General features: G+C 72.4%; 19 protein-coding genes. 15 read left to right on the top strand and 4 right to left on the bottom strand.

Going from position 1 to position 22,384, the window contains the following annotated elements:
* The coding region (locus MRBLMG1_RS13965) for a helix-turn-helix domain-containing protein (protein ID WP_367824148.1) at positions 1-879 on the top strand (879 nt) is incomplete at its 5' end.
* A gap of 12 nt (positions 880-891) precedes the next feature.
* Here MRBLMG1_RS13965 and MRBLMG1_RS13960 read toward each other — a convergent pair.
* Positions 892-1,500: a hypothetical protein gene (locus tag MRBLMG1_RS13960; RefSeq protein ID WP_367824146.1), complete on the bottom strand. Its 609-nt coding sequence runs from the start codon at positions 1,498-1,500 to the stop codon at positions 892-894.
* 163 nt (positions 1,501-1,663) lie between these two features.
* Here MRBLMG1_RS13960 and MRBLMG1_RS13955 point away from each other — a divergent pair, with 163 nt between their 5' ends.
* From MRBLMG1_RS13955 to MRBLMG1_RS13940, 4 genes are all read left to right on the top strand, one after another.
* A complete protein-coding gene (locus tag MRBLMG1_RS13955; RefSeq protein ID WP_367824145.1) occupies positions 1,664-2,872 on the top strand; it encodes a helix-turn-helix domain-containing protein in 1,209 nt (402 codons plus the stop codon).
* An 80-nt stretch (positions 2,873-2,952) separates the two neighbouring features.
* Positions 2,953-4,110 (top strand): acyl-CoA dehydrogenase family protein, encoded by a 1,158-nt coding sequence (locus tag MRBLMG1_RS13950; RefSeq protein ID WP_017237177.1) that lies wholly within the window; start codon positions 2,953-2,955, stop codon positions 4,108-4,110.
* Positions 4,111-4,980, top strand: a complete 870-nt coding sequence (locus MRBLMG1_RS13945; RefSeq protein ID WP_367824143.1) for an acyl-CoA thioesterase — start codon at positions 4,111-4,113, stop codon at positions 4,978-4,980.
* A 23-nt stretch (positions 4,981-5,003) separates the two neighbouring features.
* Complete coding sequence (locus MRBLMG1_RS13940) at positions 5,004-5,954, top strand: cation diffusion facilitator family transporter (RefSeq protein ID WP_367824141.1); 951 nt, start codon at positions 5,004-5,006, stop codon at positions 5,952-5,954.
* On the opposite strand, the gene MRBLMG1_RS13935 is transcribed toward MRBLMG1_RS13940, so the two are convergent.
* Together MRBLMG1_RS13935 and MRBLMG1_RS13930 are read right to left on the bottom strand one after the other, a co-directional pair.
* Positions 5,955-6,728, bottom strand: coding sequence for a phosphatase (locus tag MRBLMG1_RS13935; protein WP_367824140.1), 774 nt, complete (start codon positions 6,726-6,728; stop codon positions 5,955-5,957).
* 132 nt (positions 6,729-6,860) lie between these two features.
* Positions 6,861-7,469 carry a TetR/AcrR family transcriptional regulator gene (locus MRBLMG1_RS13930; RefSeq protein ID WP_367824138.1) on the bottom strand — a complete coding sequence of 203 codons (609 nt, stop codon included), beginning with the start codon at positions 7,467-7,469 and terminating at the stop codon, positions 6,861-6,863.
* 87 nt (positions 7,470-7,556) lie between these two features.
* Between MRBLMG1_RS13930 and MRBLMG1_RS13925 the strand changes: the two genes are divergently transcribed.
* From MRBLMG1_RS13925 to MRBLMG1_RS13880, 10 genes are all read left to right on the top strand, one after another.
* Positions 7,557-9,164, top strand: coding sequence for a carboxyl transferase domain-containing protein (locus MRBLMG1_RS13925; protein ID WP_367824136.1), 1,608 nt, complete (start codon positions 7,557-7,559; stop codon positions 9,162-9,164).
* Between the two features lie 14 nt (positions 9,165-9,178).
* Positions 9,179-11,113: an acetyl/propionyl/methylcrotonyl-CoA carboxylase subunit alpha gene (locus MRBLMG1_RS13920; RefSeq protein ID WP_367824134.1), complete on the top strand. Its 1,935-nt coding sequence runs from the start codon at positions 9,179-9,181 to the stop codon at positions 11,111-11,113.
* On the top strand, positions 11,110-12,039 hold the full coding sequence (locus tag MRBLMG1_RS13915; RefSeq protein WP_367824132.1) for a hydroxymethylglutaryl-CoA lyase: 930 nt from the start codon (positions 11,110-11,112) through the stop codon (positions 12,037-12,039). The genes MRBLMG1_RS13920 and MRBLMG1_RS13915 overlap by 4 nt, the downstream gene beginning before the upstream one ends.
* Positions 12,040-12,047: 8 nt before the next feature.
* On the top strand, positions 12,048-13,208 hold the full coding sequence (locus tag MRBLMG1_RS13910) for an acyl-CoA dehydrogenase family protein (protein WP_367824130.1): 1,161 nt from the start codon (positions 12,048-12,050) through the stop codon (positions 13,206-13,208).
* A gap of 160 nt (positions 13,209-13,368) precedes the next feature.
* The gene (locus MRBLMG1_RS13905; protein WP_367824128.1) at positions 13,369-14,217 is read left to right on the top strand and encodes a siderophore-interacting protein; all 849 of its coding nucleotides are present in this window, start codon (positions 13,369-13,371) and stop codon (positions 14,215-14,217) included.
* Positions 14,218-14,375: 158 nt separating this feature from the next.
* Positions 14,376-15,815 (top strand): pyridoxal phosphate-dependent decarboxylase family protein, encoded by a 1,440-nt coding sequence (locus tag MRBLMG1_RS13900; RefSeq protein ID WP_367824126.1) that lies wholly within the window; start codon positions 14,376-14,378, stop codon positions 15,813-15,815.
* Positions 15,802-17,085: a lysine N(6)-hydroxylase/L-ornithine N(5)-oxygenase family protein gene (locus tag MRBLMG1_RS13895; protein ID WP_367824124.1), complete on the top strand. Its 1,284-nt coding sequence runs from the start codon at positions 15,802-15,804 to the stop codon at positions 17,083-17,085. Before MRBLMG1_RS13900 ends, MRBLMG1_RS13895 begins: the two co-directional genes overlap by 14 nt.
* Positions 17,082-17,612: a GNAT family N-acetyltransferase gene (locus MRBLMG1_RS13890; RefSeq protein WP_367824122.1), complete on the top strand. Its 531-nt coding sequence runs from the start codon at positions 17,082-17,084 to the stop codon at positions 17,610-17,612. The genes MRBLMG1_RS13895 and MRBLMG1_RS13890 overlap by 4 nt, the downstream gene beginning before the upstream one ends.
* Positions 17,609-19,387: an IucA/IucC family protein gene (locus MRBLMG1_RS13885; protein ID WP_367824120.1), complete on the top strand. Its 1,779-nt coding sequence runs from the start codon at positions 17,609-17,611 to the stop codon at positions 19,385-19,387. The genes MRBLMG1_RS13890 and MRBLMG1_RS13885 overlap by 4 nt, the downstream gene beginning before the upstream one ends.
* 132 nt (positions 19,388-19,519) lie before the next feature.
* On the top strand, positions 19,520-20,740 hold the full coding sequence (locus MRBLMG1_RS13880; RefSeq protein ID WP_367824118.1) for an FG-GAP-like repeat-containing protein: 1,221 nt from the start codon (positions 19,520-19,522) through the stop codon (positions 20,738-20,740).
* Positions 20,741-20,758: 18 nt separating this feature from the next.
* On the opposite strand, the gene MRBLMG1_RS13875 is transcribed toward MRBLMG1_RS13880, so the two are convergent.
* Positions 20,759-22,375, bottom strand: coding sequence for a beta-N-acetylhexosaminidase (locus tag MRBLMG1_RS13875; RefSeq protein ID WP_367824116.1), 1,617 nt, complete (start codon positions 22,373-22,375; stop codon positions 20,759-20,761).
* Between the last annotated feature and the right edge of the window lie 9 nt (positions 22,376-22,384).

The raw sequence follows: 22,384 nt of genomic DNA, 5'->3' as shown, positions 1-22,384 counted from the left end.
GGGCCGGCGTCGGCGAGCGGCGACGGCGGCGGGCTGCGGCTGGCGGCGTACGCGCTGGGCGGCGGCGACGGCCTGACGCTCGGGGTCGCGACGGAGCGGCGCGGCTCCGGCGACCACACGATCGCCGGCGTCGCCGTCGTCCTGCTCTCCCTGCTGACCGCCCCGCACCGCGGCGCGGACGCGGCCGTGCGGGACGGCGCCCTGGTCCGGCTCCTCCTCGGCACTCCCCCGGCCGAGGCCGCCGCCCCCCTCGGCCCCGGCCCGTGGACGGTCGTGCACGCCCGGGGCGGCGACGGCACCCCCTTCGCCGCCGCCTCGCTGGCGGCGGCGCTGGGGACACCGCTGGTGGACGCGGGACCGAGCGCGGGCACGAGCACAGGAACGGGCGCGCGCACGAGCCCGACGGACGGCGCCGGAGCCGTACCCGGCGGGGCCCCCGCACCCTCGCCCGTACGGCTCCTCCTCCCCGCCTCGGCACCTCTCACCGCCCAGCCCGGGTGGACGCTCGGGGCCGCCGCCCCCGCCCACGCCCGGGACCTCGCCACGGCCGACGCGGAGGCCGCGCGGGCCCTGCGGCGTGCGGAGGCGTCCCGCACGCCTCTGGCCAGGCACCGCCCCGCCGGGTTCGGGGGGCTCGTGGACCCGGCGGAGGCCGCCGCGTACGCCCGCACGGTCCTCGCCCCGCTGGCCGAGCCGCTCACCGAGACCCTGCGGGTCTGGCTGTCGCTGCACGGGAGCTGGGACCGGACGGCGACCGCGCTGGACGTCCACCGCAACACGGTCCGGCAGCGGATCGCCCGCTGCACCGCGCTCCTGGACCGGGACCTGGACGACCCGGACGTGAGGATGGAGCTGTGGTTCGCCCTGCGGCACCACTGAGGCGGGTCGGGCTCACGGCCAGAGCTTGTTCACGGCGGTCTTGGTCGTCGTCTTGAAGGCCGTCAGCGGGGCGTCCTTCAGGTCGCCCATCTGACCCCACCGGACGTAGGTGACGGTCCGGCCGTCGCGGCCCACGGAGAAGAGGTGGATGTCGGTGCTGCCGATCTGCGGGTCGGCGGTGTCCAGGCTGTAGACCCAGGCGCCTTCCTCGACGGCGAGCTTGCCGTGGGAGGCGCTGACGGCGTGCAGGCCCGGGTTCTGCCGCTCAAGGAGGGGGCCGCAGCCGGCGAGGGCCTTGCGCAGGGTGTCGACCAGCTTCACCGCGTCGGCCTCGGTGCGGGCGACGGTGGTGATCTGGACGCCGTTGGTGTCGAGCTCGGTGCTGAACTCGCGGTAGCGGGTGTTCTGCGCCGGGATCTTGTACGGGGCGCAGAGGGCGCCGCCGTTCTCCGGGACGCCGGTGAAGACCTGCGTGGCGGTCCACGGCGTCGACGACGGCGGCATCTGGGAGGCCGCGAGGAAGGCGGGCTCGGCGGCGGCCTGCGCCGGGGCCGTGGCGAGGGCCGCGAGGCCCAGGGCGGTAGCGGCGGCGGTGGCGAGTGCGGTACGCAGCTTGTGCATGGTGGTGGATCCCCCGTCGGGTCGTTCGGTCAGTGCTCGACCAGCGTCGGGCCGGCGCCCGCCGCCTGCAACGGTGACGCGCCCACCCTCCGTCCCGGAACCATTCCACCCCCGCTGACGTGCAAGGACGTGAAGGGTGGGACGCAGGGGCGAGGGGGATGGAATGCCGAAGGACGCCGCCGTCGAGGAGTTCGCGCGGCTCGTGCGCGCGCTGAAGGCGCGGGACGGCAGGAGTTACGAGGCGCTGGGCCGGCGCCTGAGCGTCAGCGCGTCCACCCTCCACCGCTACTGCTCCGGCGCGACCGTCCCGGAGGAGTTCGCCGTGGTCGACCGGCTCGCCCTGCTGTGCGGGGCGGACGAGGAGGAGCGGCGCGCCCTGGAGGTCGCCTGGACCCGCGCGGACGGCGCCCGCCGCCCTGCGGCACCGGAACCCGGCCCGGAGCCGGCGCCCGAACCCGGCCCGGAGGCGGCGTCCGAGCCCGGCCCGCAGGCGGCGTCCGAGCCCGGCCCGGAGCCGAAGCCGGCGCCGGAGTCCGCCCCGGCCCCGGAGGCGGCGCCCGAGCCCGAGCTGGAACCCGTGCACGCGCGCGCGCCGGGCCTCCCGTCCGAGCGGCGGAGGCGCCGGTGGGGGTGGCTGGGCGTGGTCGGCGGGGCGCTGGCGGTCGTGGGGACGGTGACCCTCGGAGCCGTACTCCTGCCCGGGAAGCCTCGGGAGCGGGACGCCGAACCACCGGCGCCGCTGACGTGGACGGTCGCCTCGGACCTCTGGAAGAACGGGTGCGGCCACACCTACCTCGTGCGGCGGACGCCCCCTCCCCCGCCGGAGGCGGCCGACGCGCGGAGCTGGGCGGCGGCGCAGGGGGCCGTGGACGGCGGGGAGACGCTGGTGCGGGTGTCGGTGCAGGGCAGGAGCACGGCGGCGGTGGTGCTCCAGGCGCTGCACGTGCGGGTGGTGGAGCGGGGCGCGCCGCTGCCGTGGGCGGCGTACCGGACGGACGACGGGTGCGGCGGGGCGGTGACGCCGCGCCGTTTCGAGGTGGACCTGGACCGGCCGCGGCCGGTGGCCCGGTCGCTGGACGGGTACGACGCCTCCGGGCAGGAGGGCCGGACGCTCCCGGCGGTCTCCTTCCCGTACGCGGTCAGTGCCACCGAGCCGGAGGAGCTGCTGGTCTCGGCGGGGGCGGCGGGGTGCGACTGCCGCTGGTACCTGGAGCTGGAGTGGAGCTCGGAGGGGCGCCGGGGCACGGTCCGGATCGGGGACGAGGACGGCGCACCCTTTCGGACGAGCGGGGCGAAGGGGCGGCCCGTGTACGGGTACGACTCCGTGGGGCGGGCCTGGATCACAGGCGAGGAGTCTGGACAGGGTGGGTGACCGCTGGGTAACTTCGTTGACGACACCCTGAGCAAGCGCTTAGACAACTGGGCCCGCCCGCACACCGGAGGAGACGCACCGTGCGCCGTACCGTATTCAACGAGGACCACGAGGCGTTCCGGGAGACCATCCGCGCCTTCATCGAGGCCGAGGTCGTCCCCGTCTACGACGAGTGGTTCGCCGCGGGCCAGGCGCCGCGCGAGTTCTACGACAAGCTGGGCGAGCTGGGCATCTTCGGCATCAACGTGCCCGAGGAGTTCGGCGGCGCGGGCCTGGACACCCACAAGTTCGAGGCCGTCCTGTACGAGGAGACCTCCCGCGCGGGCGTGCAGTTCGGCGGCTCCGGGGTGCACGTGCTGCTGGCCCTGCCGTACATCAAGATGCTCTCCACCGACGAGCAGAAGAAGCGCTACCTGCCGAAGTTCGTCACCGGCGAGGAGATGTGGGCGCTCGCCATGACCGAGCCGGGCACCGGCTCCGACGTCGCGGGCATGAAGACCACCGCCAAGCTCTCCGAGGACGGCACCCACTACGTCCTCAACGGCGCCAAGACCTTCATCACCGGCGGCGTCCACGCCGACCGCGTGATCGTCTGCGCCCGCACCTCCGCGCCCACGGCCGAGGACCGCCGCCACGGCATCTCCCTCTTCGCCGTGGACACCAAGTCCGAGGGCTACTCCATCGGCCGCAAGCTGGACAAGCTCGGCCTGCGCACCTCCGACACCGCCGAGCTGGCGTTCGTCGACGTGAAGGTGCCCGTCGAGGACCTGCTCGGCGAGGAGAACAAGGGCTTCTACTACCTCGGCCACAACCTGGCCTCCGAGCGCTGGGGCATCGCCTTCGGCGCCTACGCCCAGGCCAAGGCCGCCGTCCGCTTCGCCCAGCAGTACGTCACGGACCGCACGGTCTTCGGCAAGCCGGTCGCGCACTTCCAGAACACCAAGTTCGAGCTGGCCGCCTGCCAGGCCGAGGTCGACGCCGCCGAGGCCGTCGCCGACCGCGCCCTGGAGGCCCTGGACGCCGGCGAGCTGACCCCGGCCGAGGCCGCGAGCGCCAAGCTCTTCTGCACCGAGGTCGCCCACCGCGTCATCGACCGCTGCCTCCAGCTGCACGGCGGCTACGGCTACATGAACGAGTACCCGATCGCCCGCCTCTACGCCGACAACCGCGTCAACCGCATCTACGGCGGCACCAGCGAGATCATGAAGTCGATCATCGCCAAGTCGATGGGTCTGTAAGTGCCCGACGCCCCCACGGCGCTGGACGACCTGCTCGATCTGCTCGACCTGGAGCGGATCGAGCGGGACATCTTCCGAGGTGAGTCCCGGTCCGCGCTCGTCCCCCGCGTCTTCGGCGGCCAGGTGGCCGCCCAGGCGCTGGTGGCGGCGGGCCGGACGGTCCCGGCCGACCGGCTCGCCCACTCGCTCCACGCGTACTTCCTGCGGGCCGGGGACCCCGGCGCGCCGATCGTCTACACGGTCGACCGCATCCGCGACGGCCGCTCCTTCACCACCCGCCGGGTCGTCGCCGTCCAGCACGGGCAGCCGATCTTCCACCTCTCGGCGTCCTTCCAGACGTACGAGGAGGGGCTCGACCACCAGGTCGACATGCCGCCCGCCCCGGACCTCGAGACGCTCCCCGCGCCGGCCGAGATGCTCCCCCGCCACCTCCCCGCCGAGGTCGCGGACCGGCTGATCGAAGCCCGCGCGGCCGTCGACCTGCGCTACGCCGAGACGCCCCCGTGGGGAACGGTCGGCACCCCGCGCGAACCCCGCTCCCAGGTCTGGTTCCGCACCAACGGCAAACTGGCCGACGACCCCCTGCTGCACGTCGTCCTCGCCACGTACGTCTCCGACATGACGCTGCTCGACTCGGTACTCCTCGCCCACGGGCGCGGCGGCTGGGCCGTCGGCGACGTCGTCGGGGCCTCCCTCGACCACGCCATGTGGTTCCACCGGCCCTTCCGGGCCGACGAATGGCTCCTGTACGACCAGGAGTCGCCGACCGCGTCCGGCGGGCGCGGCCTCGGCCAGGCGCGGATCTACACCCGGGACGGACGGCTCGCGATCTCCGTCATCCAGGAGGGTGTCGTTCGCGTCCCGCGCTGACGACCGAACATACCGTCCGATTCATGACGGAAAACAGCGAAAGCACCTTCACGGTGATCGTGGCGGCGGCGGCGAACCTCGGGATCGCCGCCGCCAAGGTCGTCGCGGGCCTCGTCAGCGGCTCGAGCGCCATGCTCTCCGAGGCCGCCCACTCGGTCGCCGACACCGTCACCGAGGTCATGCTGCTCACCGCGCTCAAGCGGAGCGAGAAGCCCGCCGACGAGGACCACCCCCTCGGCTACGCGGGCGAACGGTACGTGTGGGCGATGCTGGCGGCCGTCGCGACCTTCGTCGGCGGCGCCGTCTTCTCCGTCTACGACGGCATCCACACCCTCACCCACGGCGAGGAGCTCGGCGACCCGACGATCTCGTACGTCGTCCTCGGCGTCGCCTTCGTCCTGGAGGGCTTCTCCCTCCGGACCGGCGTCAGGCAGGTCAAGGCCGAGGCCGAGCGCATGAGGGCCCCCTTCGCCGCCTACCTGCGGTTCACCCCCGACACCACCGTCAAGGCCGTCGTCATGGAGGACTCCGCCGCCCTCACCGGCCTCATGCTCGCGGCCGCCGGCCTCCTCGGCGGCCAGTTGACCGGCTCCGGCGTCTGGGACGGCGTCGCGTCGATCCTCATCGGGGTTCTGCTCGTGTACGTGGCCTGGGTCCTCGGCCGCTCCAACGCCGAACTCCTCATCGGCCGCCCGGCCCCGTCGCGGATGCGGTCCGGCATCCGCGAGGAGATCCTGACCGTCCCGCACGTCGTCGACGTCCTCGACCTGATCACCCTGATCCAGGGGCCCGGGGAGGTCCTGGTCGCGGCGAAGATCGACTTCCGGGACGTGGCGTCCGCGGAACAGGTGGAATGGGCGTGCGAGGACGCGGAGGCCCAGCTCCGCGAACGCTTCCCGTCGATCCGCCGCGTGTACCTGGACCCGACACCGGGCGTGGCGCAGCGCCGGGCCCGGCCGTCGGGGCCGGCCTGATCAGGCGAGGCCCGCCGCGTTCAGCGTGTACGCCGTCATCGGCTCGTAGAAGCGCGGGTCGAGGACGTGGTCGTCCAGGGGCACGGTGACCTGGAGGGTACCCTCGGCCTCGGCGAGGAAGAGCGCCGGGTCGTTGCAGTCGGCGTAGCCGACGGAGTCGATGCCCCGCTGACCGGCGCGCCCGGCCCAGCCGTGGTCGGCGACGACCAGGTCGGGCCGCCCGGACTCCCCGAGCGCGTCGAGGATCGCGTTCATCGGCTCCGGGGAGTGGGTGTGCCAGAGGCTGGCCCCGCGCTCGAAGACGGCCACGTCGGCGAACTGCACGACGTACCCCTCGTCGGCGACGAGCCCGCCGGGGATGCGGACGATGTCGCAGCCCTGGGCGCGCAGCGCGGCGGCGACCCGGCTGTGGACGTCGATGAGCGCGCCGGGGTGGCCGGTCGCGAAGAGGACGCGCTCCCGGCCCGCGGCGGCCTTGCGCAGCCGGGCGGCCATGCGGTCGAGGCCGTCGACGGTGAGTTCGGGGTCGATGGTGTCCTGGCCGGCCCGGTGGGCGGGGTCGTCGATGACGCCGCAGCGCTCGGCCATGACGGCGAGCACGTCCTGCTCGTCGGTCCAGCGGTCGCCGAACTCCAGGCCGAACCAGTAGTGCCGGTCGCCGTTGGCGAGCTTGCGGTAGTGGGAGAGGTTGTTGTCGCGCGGGGTGGCGACGTCTCCCGCGATCCGGGTGCGGACGAGGTGCTCGACAAGGGCGGCGCGGCTGAGTATCGGCATGGTGCTCATTCTGTCCGAGCACCATGCCGCCAGGGCAACCGGTTCCGCCCCGTGGACCGCCGTGTCCCCCGGACCCGCCGGGAGCGGCCGGCCGCCCGTCCCCGCCTGCCCGCGCCGAGCGCCCGCCCGGCGCTACCGGGCCAGCGCCCCGAACGCCCCGTCGGCCAGCCGCCTGAGGAGGTCCTCCATCGGGCCGCGGCCGAGGGCGGCGAGGTGGGGGGTGGAGTTGAGGAGGCCGAAGACGGCGTGGACGGCGGTGCGGGCCTCCGACTCGGCGGCGTCGGGGTAGAGCTCGCGGACGACGGTGACCCAGAGCTCGACGTACTGGCGCTGGAGCTGGCGGACCCGCTTGCGGTCCTCGTCCTTGAGGCGGTCGAGCTCGCGGTCGTGGAGGGTGATGAGCGGGCGGTCGTCGAGGGCGAAGTCGATGTGGCCGTCGATGAGGGCGCCGAGGAGGGCCCGGGGGTCTCCGTCGGCCTCGCCGACGCGCAGCCGGCCGCCGTCGAGGAGCCGCTCGCTGATGCCGACGAGCAGTTCGGCGAGCATCGCGTCCTTGCCCGGGAAGTGGCGGTAGAGGCCGGGGCCGCTGATGCCGACGGCGGCTCCTATCTCGTCCACGCCCACGCCGTGGAAGCCACGGGCCGCGAAGAGGCGGGCGGCCTCCTTCAGGATCTGCTCGCGCCGCGTCGGGGCATCGGTCCTGCCGGTGGCGATCGAGGTCGAGGCGGGGGTGGTGGTCATGGATTCGATTCTAGACAACCCCGTTAGCGGTCGTTAACCTGGGCGACATACGTTAACGCTCATTAACCGAGCAAGGGAGCTCGAGGGATGCAGCAGGCACCTGTGCTGACGAGCGCGGCGGACCCCGCGTCCGCGGCCTGGCAGGCCAACGAGGCGGCCCATCACGAGCTGGCGGCGACCCTGCGCGCCAAGCTCGCGAAGGCCGCCCTGGGCGGCGGTGAGAAGTCCCGGGCCCGGCACACCGCGCGCGGGAAGCTGCTGCCGCGGGACCGGGTGGACACCCTCCTCGACCCGGGCTCGCCCTTCCTGGAGCTGGCCCCGCTCGCGGCGGACGGCATGTACGGCGACCAGGCCCCGGCGGCCGGCGTCATCGCGGGCATCGGCCGGGTCTCCGGCCGGGAGTGCGTGATCGTCGCCAACGACGCGACCGTCAAGGGCGGCACGTACTACCCGATGACGGTGAAGAAGCACCTCAGGGCCCAGGAGGTGGCGCTGGAGAATCGTCTCCCCTGCCTCTACCTGGTCGATTCGGGCGGCGCCTTCCTGCCGATGCAGGACGAGGTCTTCCCCGACCGGGAGCACTTCGGCCGGATCTTCTTCAACCAGGCCAGGATGTCCGGCGCGGGCATCCCGCAGATCGCGGCCGTCATGGGCTCGTGCACGGCCGGCGGCGCGTACGTGCCGGCGATGAGCGACGAGGCCGTGATCGTGCGGAACCAGGGCACGATCTTCCTCGGCGGTCCGCCGCTGGTGAAGGCGGCCACCGGCGAGGTCGTCACGGCCGAGGAGCTGGGCGGCGGCGAGGTCCACTCGCGGATCTCCGGCGTCACCGACCACCTGGCCGAGGACGACGCCCACGCGCTGCGGATCGTCCGGAACATCGTGGCCACGCTCCCCGAGCGCGGCCCGCTCCCCTGGTCGGTCGAGCCGGCAGAGGAGCCGAAGGTCGACCCGTACGGCCTGTACGGCGCGGTGCCGGTGGACTCCCGCACCCCGTACGACGTGCGCGAGGTCATCGCCCGGGTGGTGGACGGCTCCCGCTTCCAGGAGTTCAAGTCCGAGTACGGGCAGACGCTGATCACCGGCTTCGCCCGGATCCACGGCCACCCGGTCGGCATCGTCGCCAACAACGGCATCCTGTTCGCCGAGTCCGCCCAGAAGGGCGCGCACTTCATCGAGCTGTGCGACCAGCGCGGCATCCCGCTGGTGTTCCTGCAGAACATCACCGGCTTCATGGTCGGCAAGGCGTACGAGCACGGCGGCATCGCCAAGCACGGCGCCAAGATGGTCACGGCCGTGGCCACCACCCGGGTGCCGAAGCTGACGGTCGTCGTCGGCGGCTCCTACGGCGCGGGCAACTACTCGATGTGCGGCCGGGCCTACTCCCCCCGCTTCCTGTGGATGTGGCCCAACGCCAAGATCTCGGTCATGGGCGGCGAGCAGGCCGCTTCCGTCCTCGCGACCGTCAAGCGCGACCAGCTCGGCGACGAGTGGAGCGCCGAGGACGAGGAGGCCTTCAAGGCCCCGATCCGCGAGCAGTACGAGAGCCAGGGCAACGCCTACTACGCGAGCGCCCGGCTGTGGGACGACGGGGTCATCGACCCGCTGGAGACCCGGCAGGTCCTCGGCCTCGCCCTGACCGCCTGTGCCAACGCGCCCCTGGGTGACCCCCAGTTCGGCGTCTTCCGGATGTGAAGGGCCCCCAGAAGATGCAGAGCATGTTCGACACCGTCCTCGTGGCCAACCGGGGCGAGATCGCCGTCCGCGTCATCCGCACCCTGCGGGAGATGGGCGTGCGCTCGGTGGCCGTCTACAGCGACGCGGACGCCGACGCCCGCCACGTGCGGGAGGCGGACACGGCGGTGCGGATCGGCCCGCCGCCGGCCGCCGAGTCGTACCTGTCCGTCCCGGCGCTGCTCGACGCGGCCCGCCGCACCGGCGCGCAGGCCGTCCACCCGGGGTACGGCTTCCTCGCCGAGAACGCCGGTTTCGCGCAGGCCTGCGCCGACGCCGGCCTCGTCTTCATCGGCCCCGGCGCGGCCGCGATCTCCCTCATGGGCGACAAGATCCGCGCGAAGGAGACCGTGAAGGCGGCGGGCGTCCCCGTCGTGCCGGGCGCCGCCGACCCCGAACTGGTCGAGGCGGCCCGTGAGCTCGGCGCGCCCGTCCTGCTCAAGCCGTCCGCCGGCGGCGGCGGCAAGGGCATGCGTCTGGTCCGGGACCTGTCGGTCCTGGAGGAGGAGATCGCGGCGGCCCGCCGCGAGGCACGCGCGTCGTTCGGCGACGACACGCTCCTCGTGGAGCGCTGGATCGACCGCCCCCGGCACATCGAGATCCAGGTCCTCGCCGACACCCACGGCAACGTGGTCCACCTCGGCGAGCGCGAGTGCTCCCTCCAGCGCCGCCACCAGAAGATCATCGAGGAGGCGCCCAGCGTCCTCCTCACCCCCGCGATCCGCGCCGCCATGGGCGCGGCGGCGGTCGAGGCGGCCCGCTCCTGCGGCTATGTCGGCGCGGGCACGGTCGAGTTCATCGTGCCGGGCGGCGACCCCTCCTCGTACTACTTCATGGAGATGAACACCCGTCTCCAGGTCGAGCACCCGGTCACCGAGCTCATCACGGGCGTCGACCTGGTGGAGTGGCAGCTGCGGGTCGCGGCGGGCGAGCCGCTCCCCTTCGGCCAGGACGACATCCGCCTGGACGGCTGGGCGATCGAGGCCCGTATCTGCGCGGAGGACCCCTCCCGGGGCTTCCTCCCCTCGGGCGGCACGGTCCTGTCGCTGCACGAGCCGCAGGGCGACGGGGTCCGCACGGACTCGGGCCTGTCGGAGGGCACGGAGGTCTCGTCCCTCTACGACCCGATGCTGTCCAAGGTCATCGTCCACGCGCCGACCCGCGAGGCGGCCCTGCGCAAGCTGCGCGCCGCCCTCGCCTCCACCGTCACGCTCGGCGTCCCGACGAACGCCGGCTTCCTGCGCCGCCTCCTCGCCCACCCGGACGTCGTCTCGGGCCGCCTCGACACCGGCCTGGTCGAGCGGGACGCGGAGTCCCTGGTCCCGACGGGCGTCCCGGACGAGGTGTACGCGGCGGCGGCTGCCGTGCGGGCCGCCGAGCTGGCCCCGGAGCCCCGGGAGGGCTGGACGGACCCGTTCTCGGTGCCGAGCGGCTTCCGCCTCGGCGGCACGCCGAAGCCCCTCGCCTTCCCGTTCCGCGTCGCGGGCCTCGAACCCGTGACGGTCGACGCCCCCGCCGGGGGGCACGTCACGGACACCTCGGTGACCGTGACGGTGGACGGGATCACCCATCGCTTCCGGCGCGCCGGCTCCTGGCTCGGCCGGGACGGCGACTCCTGGAACGTCCTGGACCACGACCCGGTCGAGGCGGCGCTCAGCGGGGCGCGGCACGGCGGCGCGGACACGCTGGCGGCGCCGATGCCGGGGACCGTGACCGTCGTGAAGGTGGCCGTCGGGGACGAGGTGGAGGCAGGGCAGAGCCTGCTCGTGGTGGAGGCGATGAAGATGGAGCACGTCATCTCCGCCCCGCACGCCGGGACCGTCACCGAGCTGGACGTCACGCCCGGCACCACCGTCGCCATGGACCAGATCCTGGCCGTGGTGGCGCCCCGTGAGGAGGAGGACGCGTGAGCCTGCCGATGACCGTGAGGGACCCGTCCCTCCCCGCCCGGGTCCGGATCCACGAGGTCGGGGCGCGGGACGGGCTGCAGAACGAGAAGACGACGGTCCCGACCGGGGTGAAGGCGGAGTTCGTGCGGCGGCTCGCCGCCGCGGGGCTCGGCACGATCGAGGCGACGAGCTTCGTGCACCCGAAGTGGGTGCCGCAGCTGGCGGACGCCGAGGAGCTGTTCCCACTCGTCCGCGACCTGCCCGTCCGGCTGCCCGTCCTCGTCCCGAACGAGCGCGGTCTCGACCGGGCGCTGTCGCTCGGCGCCCGTGAGGTCGCCGTGTTCGCCTCGGCGACCGAGTCCTTCGCGAAGGCCAATCTGAACCGGACCGTCGACGAGGCGCTCGCGATGTTCGCGCCGACCGTCACCCGGGCCATAGAGGCCGGGCTCAAGGTCCGCGGCTACCTGTCGATGTGCTTCGGCGACCCCTGGGAGGGGGCCGTCCCGGTCGAGCAGGTCGTCCGCGTGACCAAGGCGCTGGCCGAGATGGGCTGTGACGAGCTGAGCCTCGGCGACACGATCGGCGTCGCCACCCCCGGCCACGTCCGGGCCCTGCTGACGGGGCTGAACGAGGCCGGCGTCCCCACCTCCCGTATCGCCGTGCACTTCCACGACACCTACGGGCAGGCCCTGTCCAACACCCTGGCCGCGCTGCGGCACGGGGTGACCACGGTCGACGCCTCCGCCGGCGGCCTCGGCGGCTGCCCGTACGCGAAGAGCGCGACCGGGAACCTCGCCACCGAGGACCTCGTGTGGATGCTCGACGGTCTCGGCATCGAGACCGGGGTCGATCTGGCCGCCCTCACCGCCACGAGCGGGTGGATGGCCGAACAACTGGGCCGCCCCAGCCCGTCACGTACCGTCCGCGCCCTCTCCCACAAGGAGTGACGAAACCCATGTCCCTCGACCACCGGCTCACCGAAGAGCACGAGGAACTCCGCCGCACCGTCGAGGCGTTCGCGCACGACGTCGTCGCCCCGAAGATCGGCGACTTCTACGAGCGCCACGAGTTCCCGTACGAGATCGTCCGCGAGATGGGCCGGATGGGCCTGTTCGGGCTCCCCTTCCCGGAGGAGTACGGCGGCATGGGCGGCGACTACCTCGCCCTCGGCATCGCCCTGGAGGAGCTGGCCCGGGTCGACTCCTCGGTGGCCATCACCCTGGAGGCGGGCGTCTCGCTGGGTGCGATGCCGGTCTTCAGGTTCGGCACGGAGGAGCAGAAGCGGGAGTGGCTGCCGAAGCTGTGCTCCGGCGAGGTCCTCGGCGCCTTCGGCCTCACCGAGCCGGGCGCGGGCTCGGACGCGGGCGGCACCCGCACCACCGCCGTCCGGGACGGCGACCAGTGGGTGATCAACGGTTCGAAGTGCTTCATCACCAACTCCGGTACGGACATCACGGGGCTGGTCACGGTCACCGCGGTCACCGGCCGCAAGCCCGACGGGCGCCCGCTGATCTCCTCGATCATCGTCCCCTCCGGCACCCCGGGCTTCACGGTCGCCGCCCCCTACTCCAAGGTCGGCTGGAACGCCTCGGACACCCGTGAGCTGTCCTTCGACGACGTCCGCGTCCCGGTGGAGAACCTCCTCGGCGAGGAGGGCCGCGGCTACGCCCAGTTCCTGCGGATCCTCGACGAGGGCCGGGTCGCCATCGCGGCGCTCGCGACGGGCCTCGCGCAGGGCTGTGTGGACGAGTCGGTGAAGTACGCGCACGAGCGGCACGCCTTCGGCCGGCCGATCGCCGACAACCAGGCGATCCAGTTCAAGATCGCCGACATGGAGACCAAGGCCCACATGGCCCGCATCGGCTGGCGTGACGCCGCCTCGCGCCTGGTCCTCGGCGAGTCCTTCAAGAAGGAGGCGGCCATCGCGAAGCTGTACTCCTCCACCGTGGCCGTCGACAACGCCCGTGACGCCACCCAGATCCACGGCGGCTACGGCTTCATGAACGAGTACCCGGTGGCCCGCATGTGGCGCGACTCGAAGATCCTGGAGATCGGCGAGGGCACCAGCGAGGTCCAGCGCATGCTGATCGCCCGGGAGCTGGGCCTTCCGGCCTGAGTCCGGCGCCGGCGCACGAGCCCGTCGTCCCCTTCGGGGGCGGCGGGCTCCGCCGTATCCGGGGGAACCCCACCCCTGTTGATCGATAGTAGGTTAGGCTAACCTTCCTTTCATCCCGTCCGGAGCGACCCTGCCCGTACCGAGAAGGTGCCCTGCCCCCATGACGAACGCCGACACCGCCCCCTTCAGGTTCTTCGCCCTCCAGGTCGACCGGACGCGACGGCTCGGCCCGTCCCTGGTCCGCGTCACCTTCACCGGGGACGACCTGAAGGGATTCGCCGCCGGGGGCCGCGACCAGTCGCTCTCCCTCTTCCTGCCGCACCCCGGCCAGGAGGCGCCCGTCCTGCCGCCGCTGGACGACCCGGACATGTACGCGATCCTGGGCGCCTGGCGCGCGATGCCCGACGACGAGCGGGCCGTGATGCGCTCGTACACCGTCCGGGAGCAGCGCACCGAACCCCACGAGATCGACATCGACTTCGCGATCCACGAGGACGGCGGGCCCGCCTGCCGCTGGGCCGGCCGCGCGAAGGCCGGTGACCGGGTGGTGGTCCTGGGTCCGGCGGTCGCCGACAACACGGGTGTCCGCTTCCGGCTGCCCGAGGACGCCGACTCGGTGCTGATCTGGGCGGACGAGACGGCCCTTCCCGCGGCCTCGGCGATCCTGGAGTGGCTGCCGGCCGAGACCCGCGCCCGGGTGTTCCTGGAGGTGCCGTTCTCCGGCGACCGCACGGAGCTCGCGACCGAGGCGGACGCCACGGTCACCTGGCTCGTACGGGAGGAGGGGGCGCCCTCCGCCGTGGACGCGGTGCGCGGGGCGGAACTGCCCGGCGCGTCCCCGTACGTCTGGATCGCGGGCGAGTCCGGGGCGGTCAAGGCGCTGCGCCGGCACTTCGTGCGGGAGCGCGAACTCGACCGCCGCCGGGTGACGTTCGTCGGCTACTGGCGCAAGGGGCTGTCCGAGGACGCGCTGCGCGAGGTCCCGGACGAGACGCAGGAAGAAGCCTGAGCCTTTCGGGGTGTTCGGAACCCGCCCCCCGCAATGACCCTCCATCCCTTCGGGGTTGGGGGGTTATTGCGTTGTTAAATTAGGTTAGGCTAACCTAACTACTGTTGATCGCTCGGCGATCCGGCATTCCCGGCGTTCCCTCCCGAAAGGGCCCCCACATGCGCTCCCACCTCCTCAACGACGCCACGGCGGAGAGCTACCGGCGCTCCGTCACCGAAGGAGTCGAGCGGGTGGCGAGCAAACTCGCCGCGACGCGAAGGCCCTTCACCGGCGTGACGCCCGCCGAGCTCGCGCCCGTCATCGACGCCGTCGACCTCGACCGGCCGCTCGGCGACTCCTCCGCCGCGCTCGACGAGCTGGAGAGCGTCTACCTGCGCGACGCCGTCTACTTCCACCACCCCCGCTACCTGGGCCACCTCAACTGCCCGGTCGTCATCCCCGCCGTCCTCGGCGAGGCGGTCCTCTCCGCCGTCAACTCCTCGCTCGACACCTGGGACCAGAGCGCCGGCGGCACCCTCATCGAGCGCAAGCTGATCGACTGGACCACCGGCCGGATCGGCCTCGGACCGGCCGCCGACGGCGTCTTCACCAGCGGCGGCACCCAGTCCAACCTCCAGGCCCTGCTCCTCGCCCGCGAGGAGGCCATGACCGCGGACCCGGCCAAGCTCCGGATCTTCTCCTCCGAGTGCAGCCACTTCAGCGTCCAGAAGTCCGCCACCCTCCTCGGCCTGGGCCGCGACGCCGTCGTCTCCGTCCCGGTCGACGGGAACAGGCGGATGCAGTCCGTCATCCTCGCCGCCGAGCTGGAGGCCTGCCGCGCCGAGGGCCTCGTCCCGATGGCGATCGTCGCCACCGCCGGCACCACCGACTTCGGCTCCATCGACCCGCTGCCCGAGATCGCCGCCCTGGCCGAGGAGTACGGCGCCTGGATGCACGTCGACGCGGCCTACGGCTGCGGCCTGCTCGCCTCCCGGACCCGCCGCCACCTCCTCGACGGCATCGAGCGGGCCGACTCGGTCACCGTCGACTACCACAAGTCCTTCTTCCAGCCGGTGAGTTCCTCCGCCGTCCTGGTCCGCGACGGCGCCACCCTGCGCCACGCGACCTACCACGCGGACTACCTGAACCCGCGCCTCACGATCGCGGAGCGGATACCCAACCAGGTCGACAAGTCCCTCCAGACCACCCGCCGCTTCGACGCGCTCAAGCTCTGGATGACGCTGCGCGTGATGGGCGCCGACGGCATCGGCGAGCTCTTCGACGAGGTGTGCGACCTGGCCCGGGAGGGCTTCGAGCTGCTCACCGCCGACCCGCGCTACGACGTCGTGGTCGCCCCGCAGCTCTCCACCCTCGTCTACCGGTACGTCCCGGAGGGCGACGTCCCGCCCGCCGAGGTCGACCGGGCCAACCTCCACGCCCGCAAGGCCCTCTTCGCCTCGGGCGAGGCCGTCGTCGCCGGCACCAAGGTCGACGGCCGCCAGTACCTGAAGTTCACCCTGCTCAACCCCGAGACCACCGCGGCCGACATCGCCGCCGTCCTCGATCTGATCGCCGGCCACGCCGAGCAGTACCTGGGAGAGAACCTTGTCCACGCCTGAGACGCCCGAGATCCACGACTTCATCGGCATCGGGCTGGGTCCGTTCAACCTCGGACTCGCCTGCCTGACCGAGCCGATCGACGAGCTGAACGGCCTCTTCCTGGAGTCCAAGCCGGACTTCGAGTGGCACTCGGGGATGTTCCTCGAAGGCGCCCACCTCCAGACCCCGTTCATGTCGGACCTGGTCACGATGGCCGACCCGACCTCGCCGTACTCCTTCCTCAACTACCTGAAGGAGAAGGGCAGGCTGTACTCGTTCTACATCCGCGAGAACTTCTACCCGCTGCGGACCGAGTACGACGACTACTGCCGCTGGGCCGCCGGGAAGCTCTCCTCGATCCGCTTCTCGACCACCGTCGCGACGGTCGCCTTCGACGAGACCGACCAGGTGTACGTGGTCGCCACCGAGGCCGGTGAGACGTTCCGCGCGCGCCGTATCGTCCTCGGCACCGGCACCCCCGCGTACGTCCCCGAGACCTGCCGGGACCTCGGCGGCGACCTGATCCACAACTCGCGCTACCTCCCGAACAAGGAGGAGCTGCAGAAGAAGAAGTCCATCACCCTGGTCGGCAGCGGCCAGAGCGCCGCCGAGATCTACTACGACCTCCTCTCGGAGATCGACGTCCACGGCTACCGCCTCAACTGGGTGACCCGCTCCCCGCGCTTCTTCCCGCTCGAATACACCAAGCTCACCCTGGAGATGACCTCCCCGGAGTACGTGGACTACTTCCACGCGCTGCCCGAGCGGACCCGCTACCGGCTGGAGACCGAGCAGAAGGGCCTCTTCAAGGGCATCGACGGCGAGCTGATCGACGCCATCTTCGACCTGCTCTACCAGAAGAACCTGAACGGCCCCGTCCCCACCCGGCTCCTCACCAACTCGGCCCTGCGCACCGCCGCGTACGACGAGGCGTCCGGCACGTACACGCTCGGCTTCCGCCAGGAGGAGCAGGAGAAGGACTTCGCCGTGGAGACCGAGGGCCTGATCCTCGCCACCGGCTACAAGTACGCCGTCCCCGCCTTCCTGGAGCCGGTCCGCGACCGCCTCGTCTGGGACGGGCAGGGCCGCTTCGACGTCGCCCGCAACTACGCGATCGACACCACCGGCCGCGGCGTCTTCCTCCAGAACGCCGGCGTGCACACCCACTCGATCACCTCGCCCGACCTCGGCATGGGTGCCTACCGCAACGCGTACATCATCGGCGCGATGCTGGGATACGAGTACTACCCCGTCGAGAAGACCATCGCCTTCCAGGAGTTCGCCGCATGACCGTCCAGATACGTCCCTTCGACCCGTCGAAGGACGCCCGGCTGATCCACCCCTGGGTCACCCACCCGAAAGCCGCCTTCTGGATGATGCAGGGCGCCACGCTCCAGGACGTCGAGCGCGAGTACACGGCGATCACCGCCCACCCGCACCACGACGCCTTCATCGGCCTGGTCGACGACGAGCCGGCCTTCCTGATGGAGCGGTACGACCCGTCGCGCATCGAACTGGTCGGCCTGTACGACCCGCTGCCCGGCGACGTCGGCATGCACTTCCTCGTCGCGCCCACCGACACCCCCGTGCACGGCTTCACCCGCCGGGTGATCACCGCCGTGATGGCCGAGCTGTTCGCCGACCCGGCGACCGAGCGGGTCGTCGTCGAGCCCGACGTCTCCAACAAGGCCGTCCACGCGCTCAACGAGGCCGTCGGATTCGTGCCCGAGCGCGAGATACAGAAGCCCGAGAAGAAGGCCCTGCTGAGCTTCTGCACCCGAGCGCAGTTCGAGGCCGCCGCGGCGGTGACGGCATGACCCCCACCGACCCCGTCGCCCACCTCACCCCCGAGCGCTGGGCCGACGCCAACCGCGCCCTGATCCGCAAGGGCCTCGCCGAGTTCACCCACGAGCGGCTGCTGAACCCGCAGGAGCTCGGCGAGAGCCGCTACCTGGTCCGCAGCGACGACGGCGCGACCGAGTACCGCTTCACCGCCGACCGGTTCGCCCTCGACCACTGGCAGGTCTACCCCGAGTCGATCAGCCGCCACCGCGGCGACGAGCAGCTCCCGCTCGACGCGCTCGTGTTCATCACCGAGCTCCGCGGCTCCCTCGGCCTCAGCGACGAGATCCTCCCGGTCTACCTGGAGGAGATCTCCTCCACCCTCGCCGGCACGGCCTACAAGGCGACCAAGCCGCCCGTCACCGCCGCCGAACTCGCCCACGCCGGCTTCCAGGCCGTCGAGACCGGCATGACCGAGGGCCACCCCTGCTTCGTCGCCAACAACGGGCGGCTCGGCTTCGGCGTCGACGAGTTCCGCGCCTACGCCCCCGAGGCCGCGAGCCCCCTCCACCTGATCTGGCTCGCCGCCCGCCGCGACCGCGCCACCTTCACCGCCGGCGCGGACATCGAGTACGACGCCTTCGTCCGCGCCGAGCTCGGCGTCGCGGCGGTCGACGGCTTCGCGGCGACCCTCGCCGGACGCGGCCTCGACCCGGCCGACTACCTCCTCATGCCCTGCCACCCCTGGCAGTGGTGGAACAAGCTCTCCGTCACCTTCGCCGCCGAGGTCGCCCAGCAGCGCCTGGTCTACCTCGGCGAGGGCGACGACACCTACCTGGCCCAGCAGTCCATCCGCACCTTCTTCAACACCTCGGACCCGGCCAAGCACTACGTGAAGACGGCCCTGTCCGTCCTCAACATGGGCTTCATGCGCGGCCTCTCCGCCGCCTACATGGAAGCCACCCCGGCCATCAACGACTGGCTCCACCAGCTGATCGCGTCCGACTCCGTCTTCGCCGCGGCCCGCTTCTCGATCATCCGCGAGCGCGCCGCCGTCGGCTACCGCCACCTCGAGTACGAAGCGGCCACCGACCGCTACTCGCCCTACCGCAAGATGCTGGCCGCCCTCTGGCGCGAGTCCCCCGTCCCGTCCCTCGCCGAGGGCGAGCGGCTCGCGACGATGGCCTCGCTCCTCCACGTGGACCACGCGGGCGCGTCCTTCACGGGCGCGCTGATCAAGGAGTCGGGCCTGGAGGCGTCCGTCTGGCTGCGCCGCTACCTCGACGCGTACCTCCTCCCGGTCCTCCACAGCTTCTACGCCTACGACCTGGCCTTCATGCCGCACGGCGAGAACGTCATCCTCGTCCTCGACGAGCAGGGCGCGGTCTCCCGCGCGATCTTCAAGGACATCGCCGAGGAGATCGTCGTCATGGACCCGGCCGCGGTCCTGCCGCCGGCCGTGGAGCGGGTCCGTGCCGAGGTCCCCGAGGACATGAAGCTCCTGTCCGTCTTCACGGACGTCTTCGACTGCTTCTTCCGCTTCCTCGCGGCCACGCTCGCGGCGGAGGGCGTCCTCGACGAGGACTCCTTCTGGCGGACCGTCGCGGACTGCGTCCGCGCCTACCAGGCCTCCACCCCCGAACTCGCGGACCGCTTCGCCCAGTACGACATGTTCGCCGACACCTTCGCCCTCTCCGCCCTCAACCGCCTCCAACTGCGCAACAACAAGCAGATGGTCGACCTCGCCGACCCCTCCGCGGCCCTCCAGCTCGTCGGCGACCTCGTGAACCCCCTCGCCCGCTTCGCCTGACCCACCCCCGCGAGCCGACGCGGGCCCCGGCGGAGTACGGTCCTCCGCCGGGGCCCACGTCCGCCGGTGGCCTCGCCCTCACCCTGACGACCACCGGTCGGTCGTGGGTCTCACCAGGCGGAAGGGGATCACATGCGCACGATGATCAAGCGCGGGCTGGCGTCACTACTGGGCCTCGCGACTCTGGGCGGCGTCGCCGTCGCCGCGGCCGCGCCGGCCCAGGCGGCCGTCTCCGACTGCCCGGCGGGCTACTTCTGCGCCTGGACGCAGGAGGACGCCAGGGGGTCGATGCTCAAGACGAAGACGAACATGGCCACGATGGGTTCGTGGGGCACCCGGTTCGGCTCGTACATCAACCGGACGTCCGTGTACGCCTGCATGTACGAGTCGCCGGACTACAGGTGGTACGACGGCTACTGGTCGGAGAGTCCGGCGGTCAACGGCTCCTGGACCACCGGACCGATGACCACCATCTCCTCGCTGAAGTTCGTCCGGACGCGGCGCGAGTGCTCCCGGCCCGCCTACCCCGCGTGGAACGTGGCTGCGTCCCCCACGACGGCCGGCTTCGGCGACCTGAACCGCGACCGCAAGGCCGATGTCCTCGTACGGGACCTGGTGGGGCGGCTGTGGTTCCTGCCCGGAGACAACACGGGCCGGCTGGTCGGCTCCGGCGGCTGGAACGCCATGAACGCCTTCGTACGCCACGGCGACTTCACCGGTGACGGCCGCGAGGACGTCCTCGCCCGCGAGGGCTCGACCGGCAGGCTGTGGCTGTACACCGGTACGGGCACGGGCACGCTCGGCACGCGCAAGCTCATCGGGTCGGGCGGCTGGAACGCCATGGGCCGGATCGCCGGCGTCGGCGACCTGCCCCGGGACGGCCGCGCCGACCTGCTGACGGTCGAGAAGACCACGGGCAAGCTCTGGCTCTACCCCGGCACCGCCTCCGGTGGCCTCGGGGCCCGCAAGCTGCTGGGCACCGGCGGCTGGAACGCGATGAACGCCCTGGTCGGCCCCGGCGACACGAACGGCGACGGCCGCGTCGACGTGATCGCCCGGGAGAAGTCCACGGGCAAGCTCTGGTCCTACCCGGGGACCGCCTCCGGTGGCCTCGGGGCCCGCAAGCTGATCGGCACCGGCGGCTGGAACGCGATGGACACCTTCCTCGCGGTCGGTGACACCACCGGCGACGGCCGCCCCGACCTCTCGACCGTCACCAACAGCGACTACGTCATCGGCGGTTTCCGCGGGAACCCCGGATGGCTGGTCGGCTACCGCGGACTCGGCACCGGCGGCTTCGCGGCCGGCGAGCGGACCGACGGCGAATGGTGGGGCCTCAACGGCGCCTTCTGACCCGCCGACGGGGGCGGGCTACTCCGCCGGCCAGGGGACCTGCGGGGAGCGGTGGTAGGTGATGCCGAGGGCGTCGAAGCGGGGGGCCTGTTCGGCGAGGCGGATTTTGTAGGTGTCCCAGTCGTGGGTGGAGGCCGGGGACCAGCCGAGTTCGGCGATGCCGGGGAGGCGGGGGAAGGCCATGACGTCGAGGTCGGCCGTGGTGGCGAGGGTCTCGGTCCAGAGGGGGGCCTCCACGCCGCGGACCGCGGCCTCGGGGACGCCGGGGAGGTAGGCCCCCGGGTCCCAGTCGTACGACCGCTCGACCTCCACCGTCCCGGCCCAGGTGAGGCCGAGGGGGGTGTCCTTCGTGTACTTGATGTCGAGGTAGGTGCGGTCGGCGGGCGAGAGGATCAGCCCGGTGCCGTTCCGCGCGGCCTCGGCGACCCGGTCCTTCTCGGCGGCGGGGGTGCGGTCCAGGCCCCAGTACTGGAGGAGGGCGCCGGGGGCGGGGGTGGCGCCGGTGAGCTGGTGCCAGCCGATGACGGTCTTGCCGTACTTCGCGACGACGGGCTGGACCCGGTCCATGAAGGCGACGTAGTCGGCGTGGCTGGTGGAGCGGGCCTCGTCGCCTCCGATGTGGACGTAGCGGCCGGGGGTGAGGGCGGCGATCTCGCGGATCACGTCGTCGACGAAGTCGTACGTGACGGGCTTGGGCGCGCAGAGGGAGCTGAAGCCGACCTTGGTGCCGGTGTAGAGGGGCGGGGCGACGCCGTCGCAGTTGAGTTCGGGGTAGGAGGCGAGGGCCGCGTTGGTGTGGCCCGGCATGTCGATCTCCGGGACGACCTCCTGGTAGCGGGAGGCGGCGTACCGGACGATCTCCCGGTACTGCTCCTTGGTGTAGTGGCCGCCGGGGCCGCCGCCGACCTCGGTGGAGCCGCCGTACGTGGTGAGGCGGGGCCAGGAGTCGACGGCGATGCGCCAGCCCTGGTCGTCGGACAGGTGCAGGTGGAGGGTGTTGACCTTGTAGAGGGCGAGCTGGTCGATGTACCGCTTCACCTCGTCGACGGTGAAGAAGTGGCGGGAGACGTCGAGCATCGCGCCCCGGTAGGCGTAGCGCGGGGTGTCGGTGACGGTGCCGCCCGCGATCTTCCAGGGGCCGTTCTGCACGGTCTTGCGTTCGACGGCGGAGGGCAGCTGCTGGCGCAGGGTCTGGACGCCGCGGAAGATTCCGGCGGGCTCGCGGGCGGTGAGGGTGAGCCCTCCGGGTCCCGAGACGAGCCGGTAGCCCTCGGCGCCGAGGGCGGTGGCTCCGGGGTCGATCCTGAGCCGGATGCCGCCCGGGGCGGCGGCCTCGTCGACGACGGGGAGCGGGAAGCCGGTGGCGGGGCGGAGGAGCCCGGCGAGGTAGCGGCCGAGGGCTCTGGACTCGCGGGAGGTGCCGTCCACGCCGATGCGGGTGGCGCTGGTGAGGGTGTACGGCTCGCCCTCGGGGGTCACGGAGGCGGGGACGGGCACGATCCGGCCGAGCGGGCGGACCTCGGGCTCGGCAGCGACGGTACCGGTGTCCGCGGCGGCCTCGCCGCAGGCGACACCGGTCGCCGCGACCAGGAGCAGGGATCCGATCAGGCGTGGAATCCTTCGGCGCTGTGTCACGGGCGGCTC

The organism is Streptomyces sp. LMG1-1-1.1 (assembly GCF_040815545.1).
Taxonomy (GTDB): Bacteria; Actinomycetota; Actinomycetes; order Streptomycetales; family Streptomycetaceae; genus Streptomyces.
Note: the sequence above shows the minus strand (reverse complement) of the source record. Positions and strands in the feature narration are given on the sequence as shown.

Coding starts and splice junctions, on each gene's coding strand:
- MRBLMG1_RS13960 (WP_367824146.1), bottom strand. CDS start 1,500: ATGCACAAGCTGCGTACCGCACTCGCCACCGCCGCCGCTACCGCCCTG.
- MRBLMG1_RS13955 (WP_367824145.1), top strand. CDS start 1,664: ATGCCGAAGGACGCCGCCGTCGAGGAGTTCGCGCGGCTCGTGCGCGCG.
- MRBLMG1_RS13940 (WP_367824141.1), top strand. CDS start 5,004: ATGACGGAAAACAGCGAAAGCACCTTCACGGTGATCGTGGCGGCGGCG.
- MRBLMG1_RS13935 (WP_367824140.1), bottom strand. CDS start 6,728: ATGCCGATACTCAGCCGCGCCGCCCTTGTCGAGCACCTCGTCCGCACC.
- MRBLMG1_RS13930 (WP_367824138.1), bottom strand. CDS start 7,469: ATGACCACCACCCCCGCCTCGACCTCGATCGCCACCGGCAGGACCGAT.
- MRBLMG1_RS13925 (WP_367824136.1), top strand. CDS start 7,557: ATGCAGCAGGCACCTGTGCTGACGAGCGCGGCGGACCCCGCGTCCGCG.
- MRBLMG1_RS13920 (WP_367824134.1), top strand. CDS start 9,179: ATGCAGAGCATGTTCGACACCGTCCTCGTGGCCAACCGGGGCGAGATC.
- MRBLMG1_RS13910 (WP_367824130.1), top strand. CDS start 12,048: ATGTCCCTCGACCACCGGCTCACCGAAGAGCACGAGGAACTCCGCCGC.
- MRBLMG1_RS13905 (WP_367824128.1), top strand. CDS start 13,369: ATGACGAACGCCGACACCGCCCCCTTCAGGTTCTTCGCCCTCCAGGTC.
- MRBLMG1_RS13900 (WP_367824126.1), top strand. CDS start 14,376: ATGCGCTCCCACCTCCTCAACGACGCCACGGCGGAGAGCTACCGGCGC.
- MRBLMG1_RS13890 (WP_367824122.1), top strand. CDS start 17,082: ATGACCGTCCAGATACGTCCCTTCGACCCGTCGAAGGACGCCCGGCTG.
- MRBLMG1_RS13885 (WP_367824120.1), top strand. CDS start 17,609: ATGACCCCCACCGACCCCGTCGCCCACCTCACCCCCGAGCGCTGGGCC.
- MRBLMG1_RS13880 (WP_367824118.1), top strand. CDS start 19,520: ATGCGCACGATGATCAAGCGCGGGCTGGCGTCACTACTGGGCCTCGCG.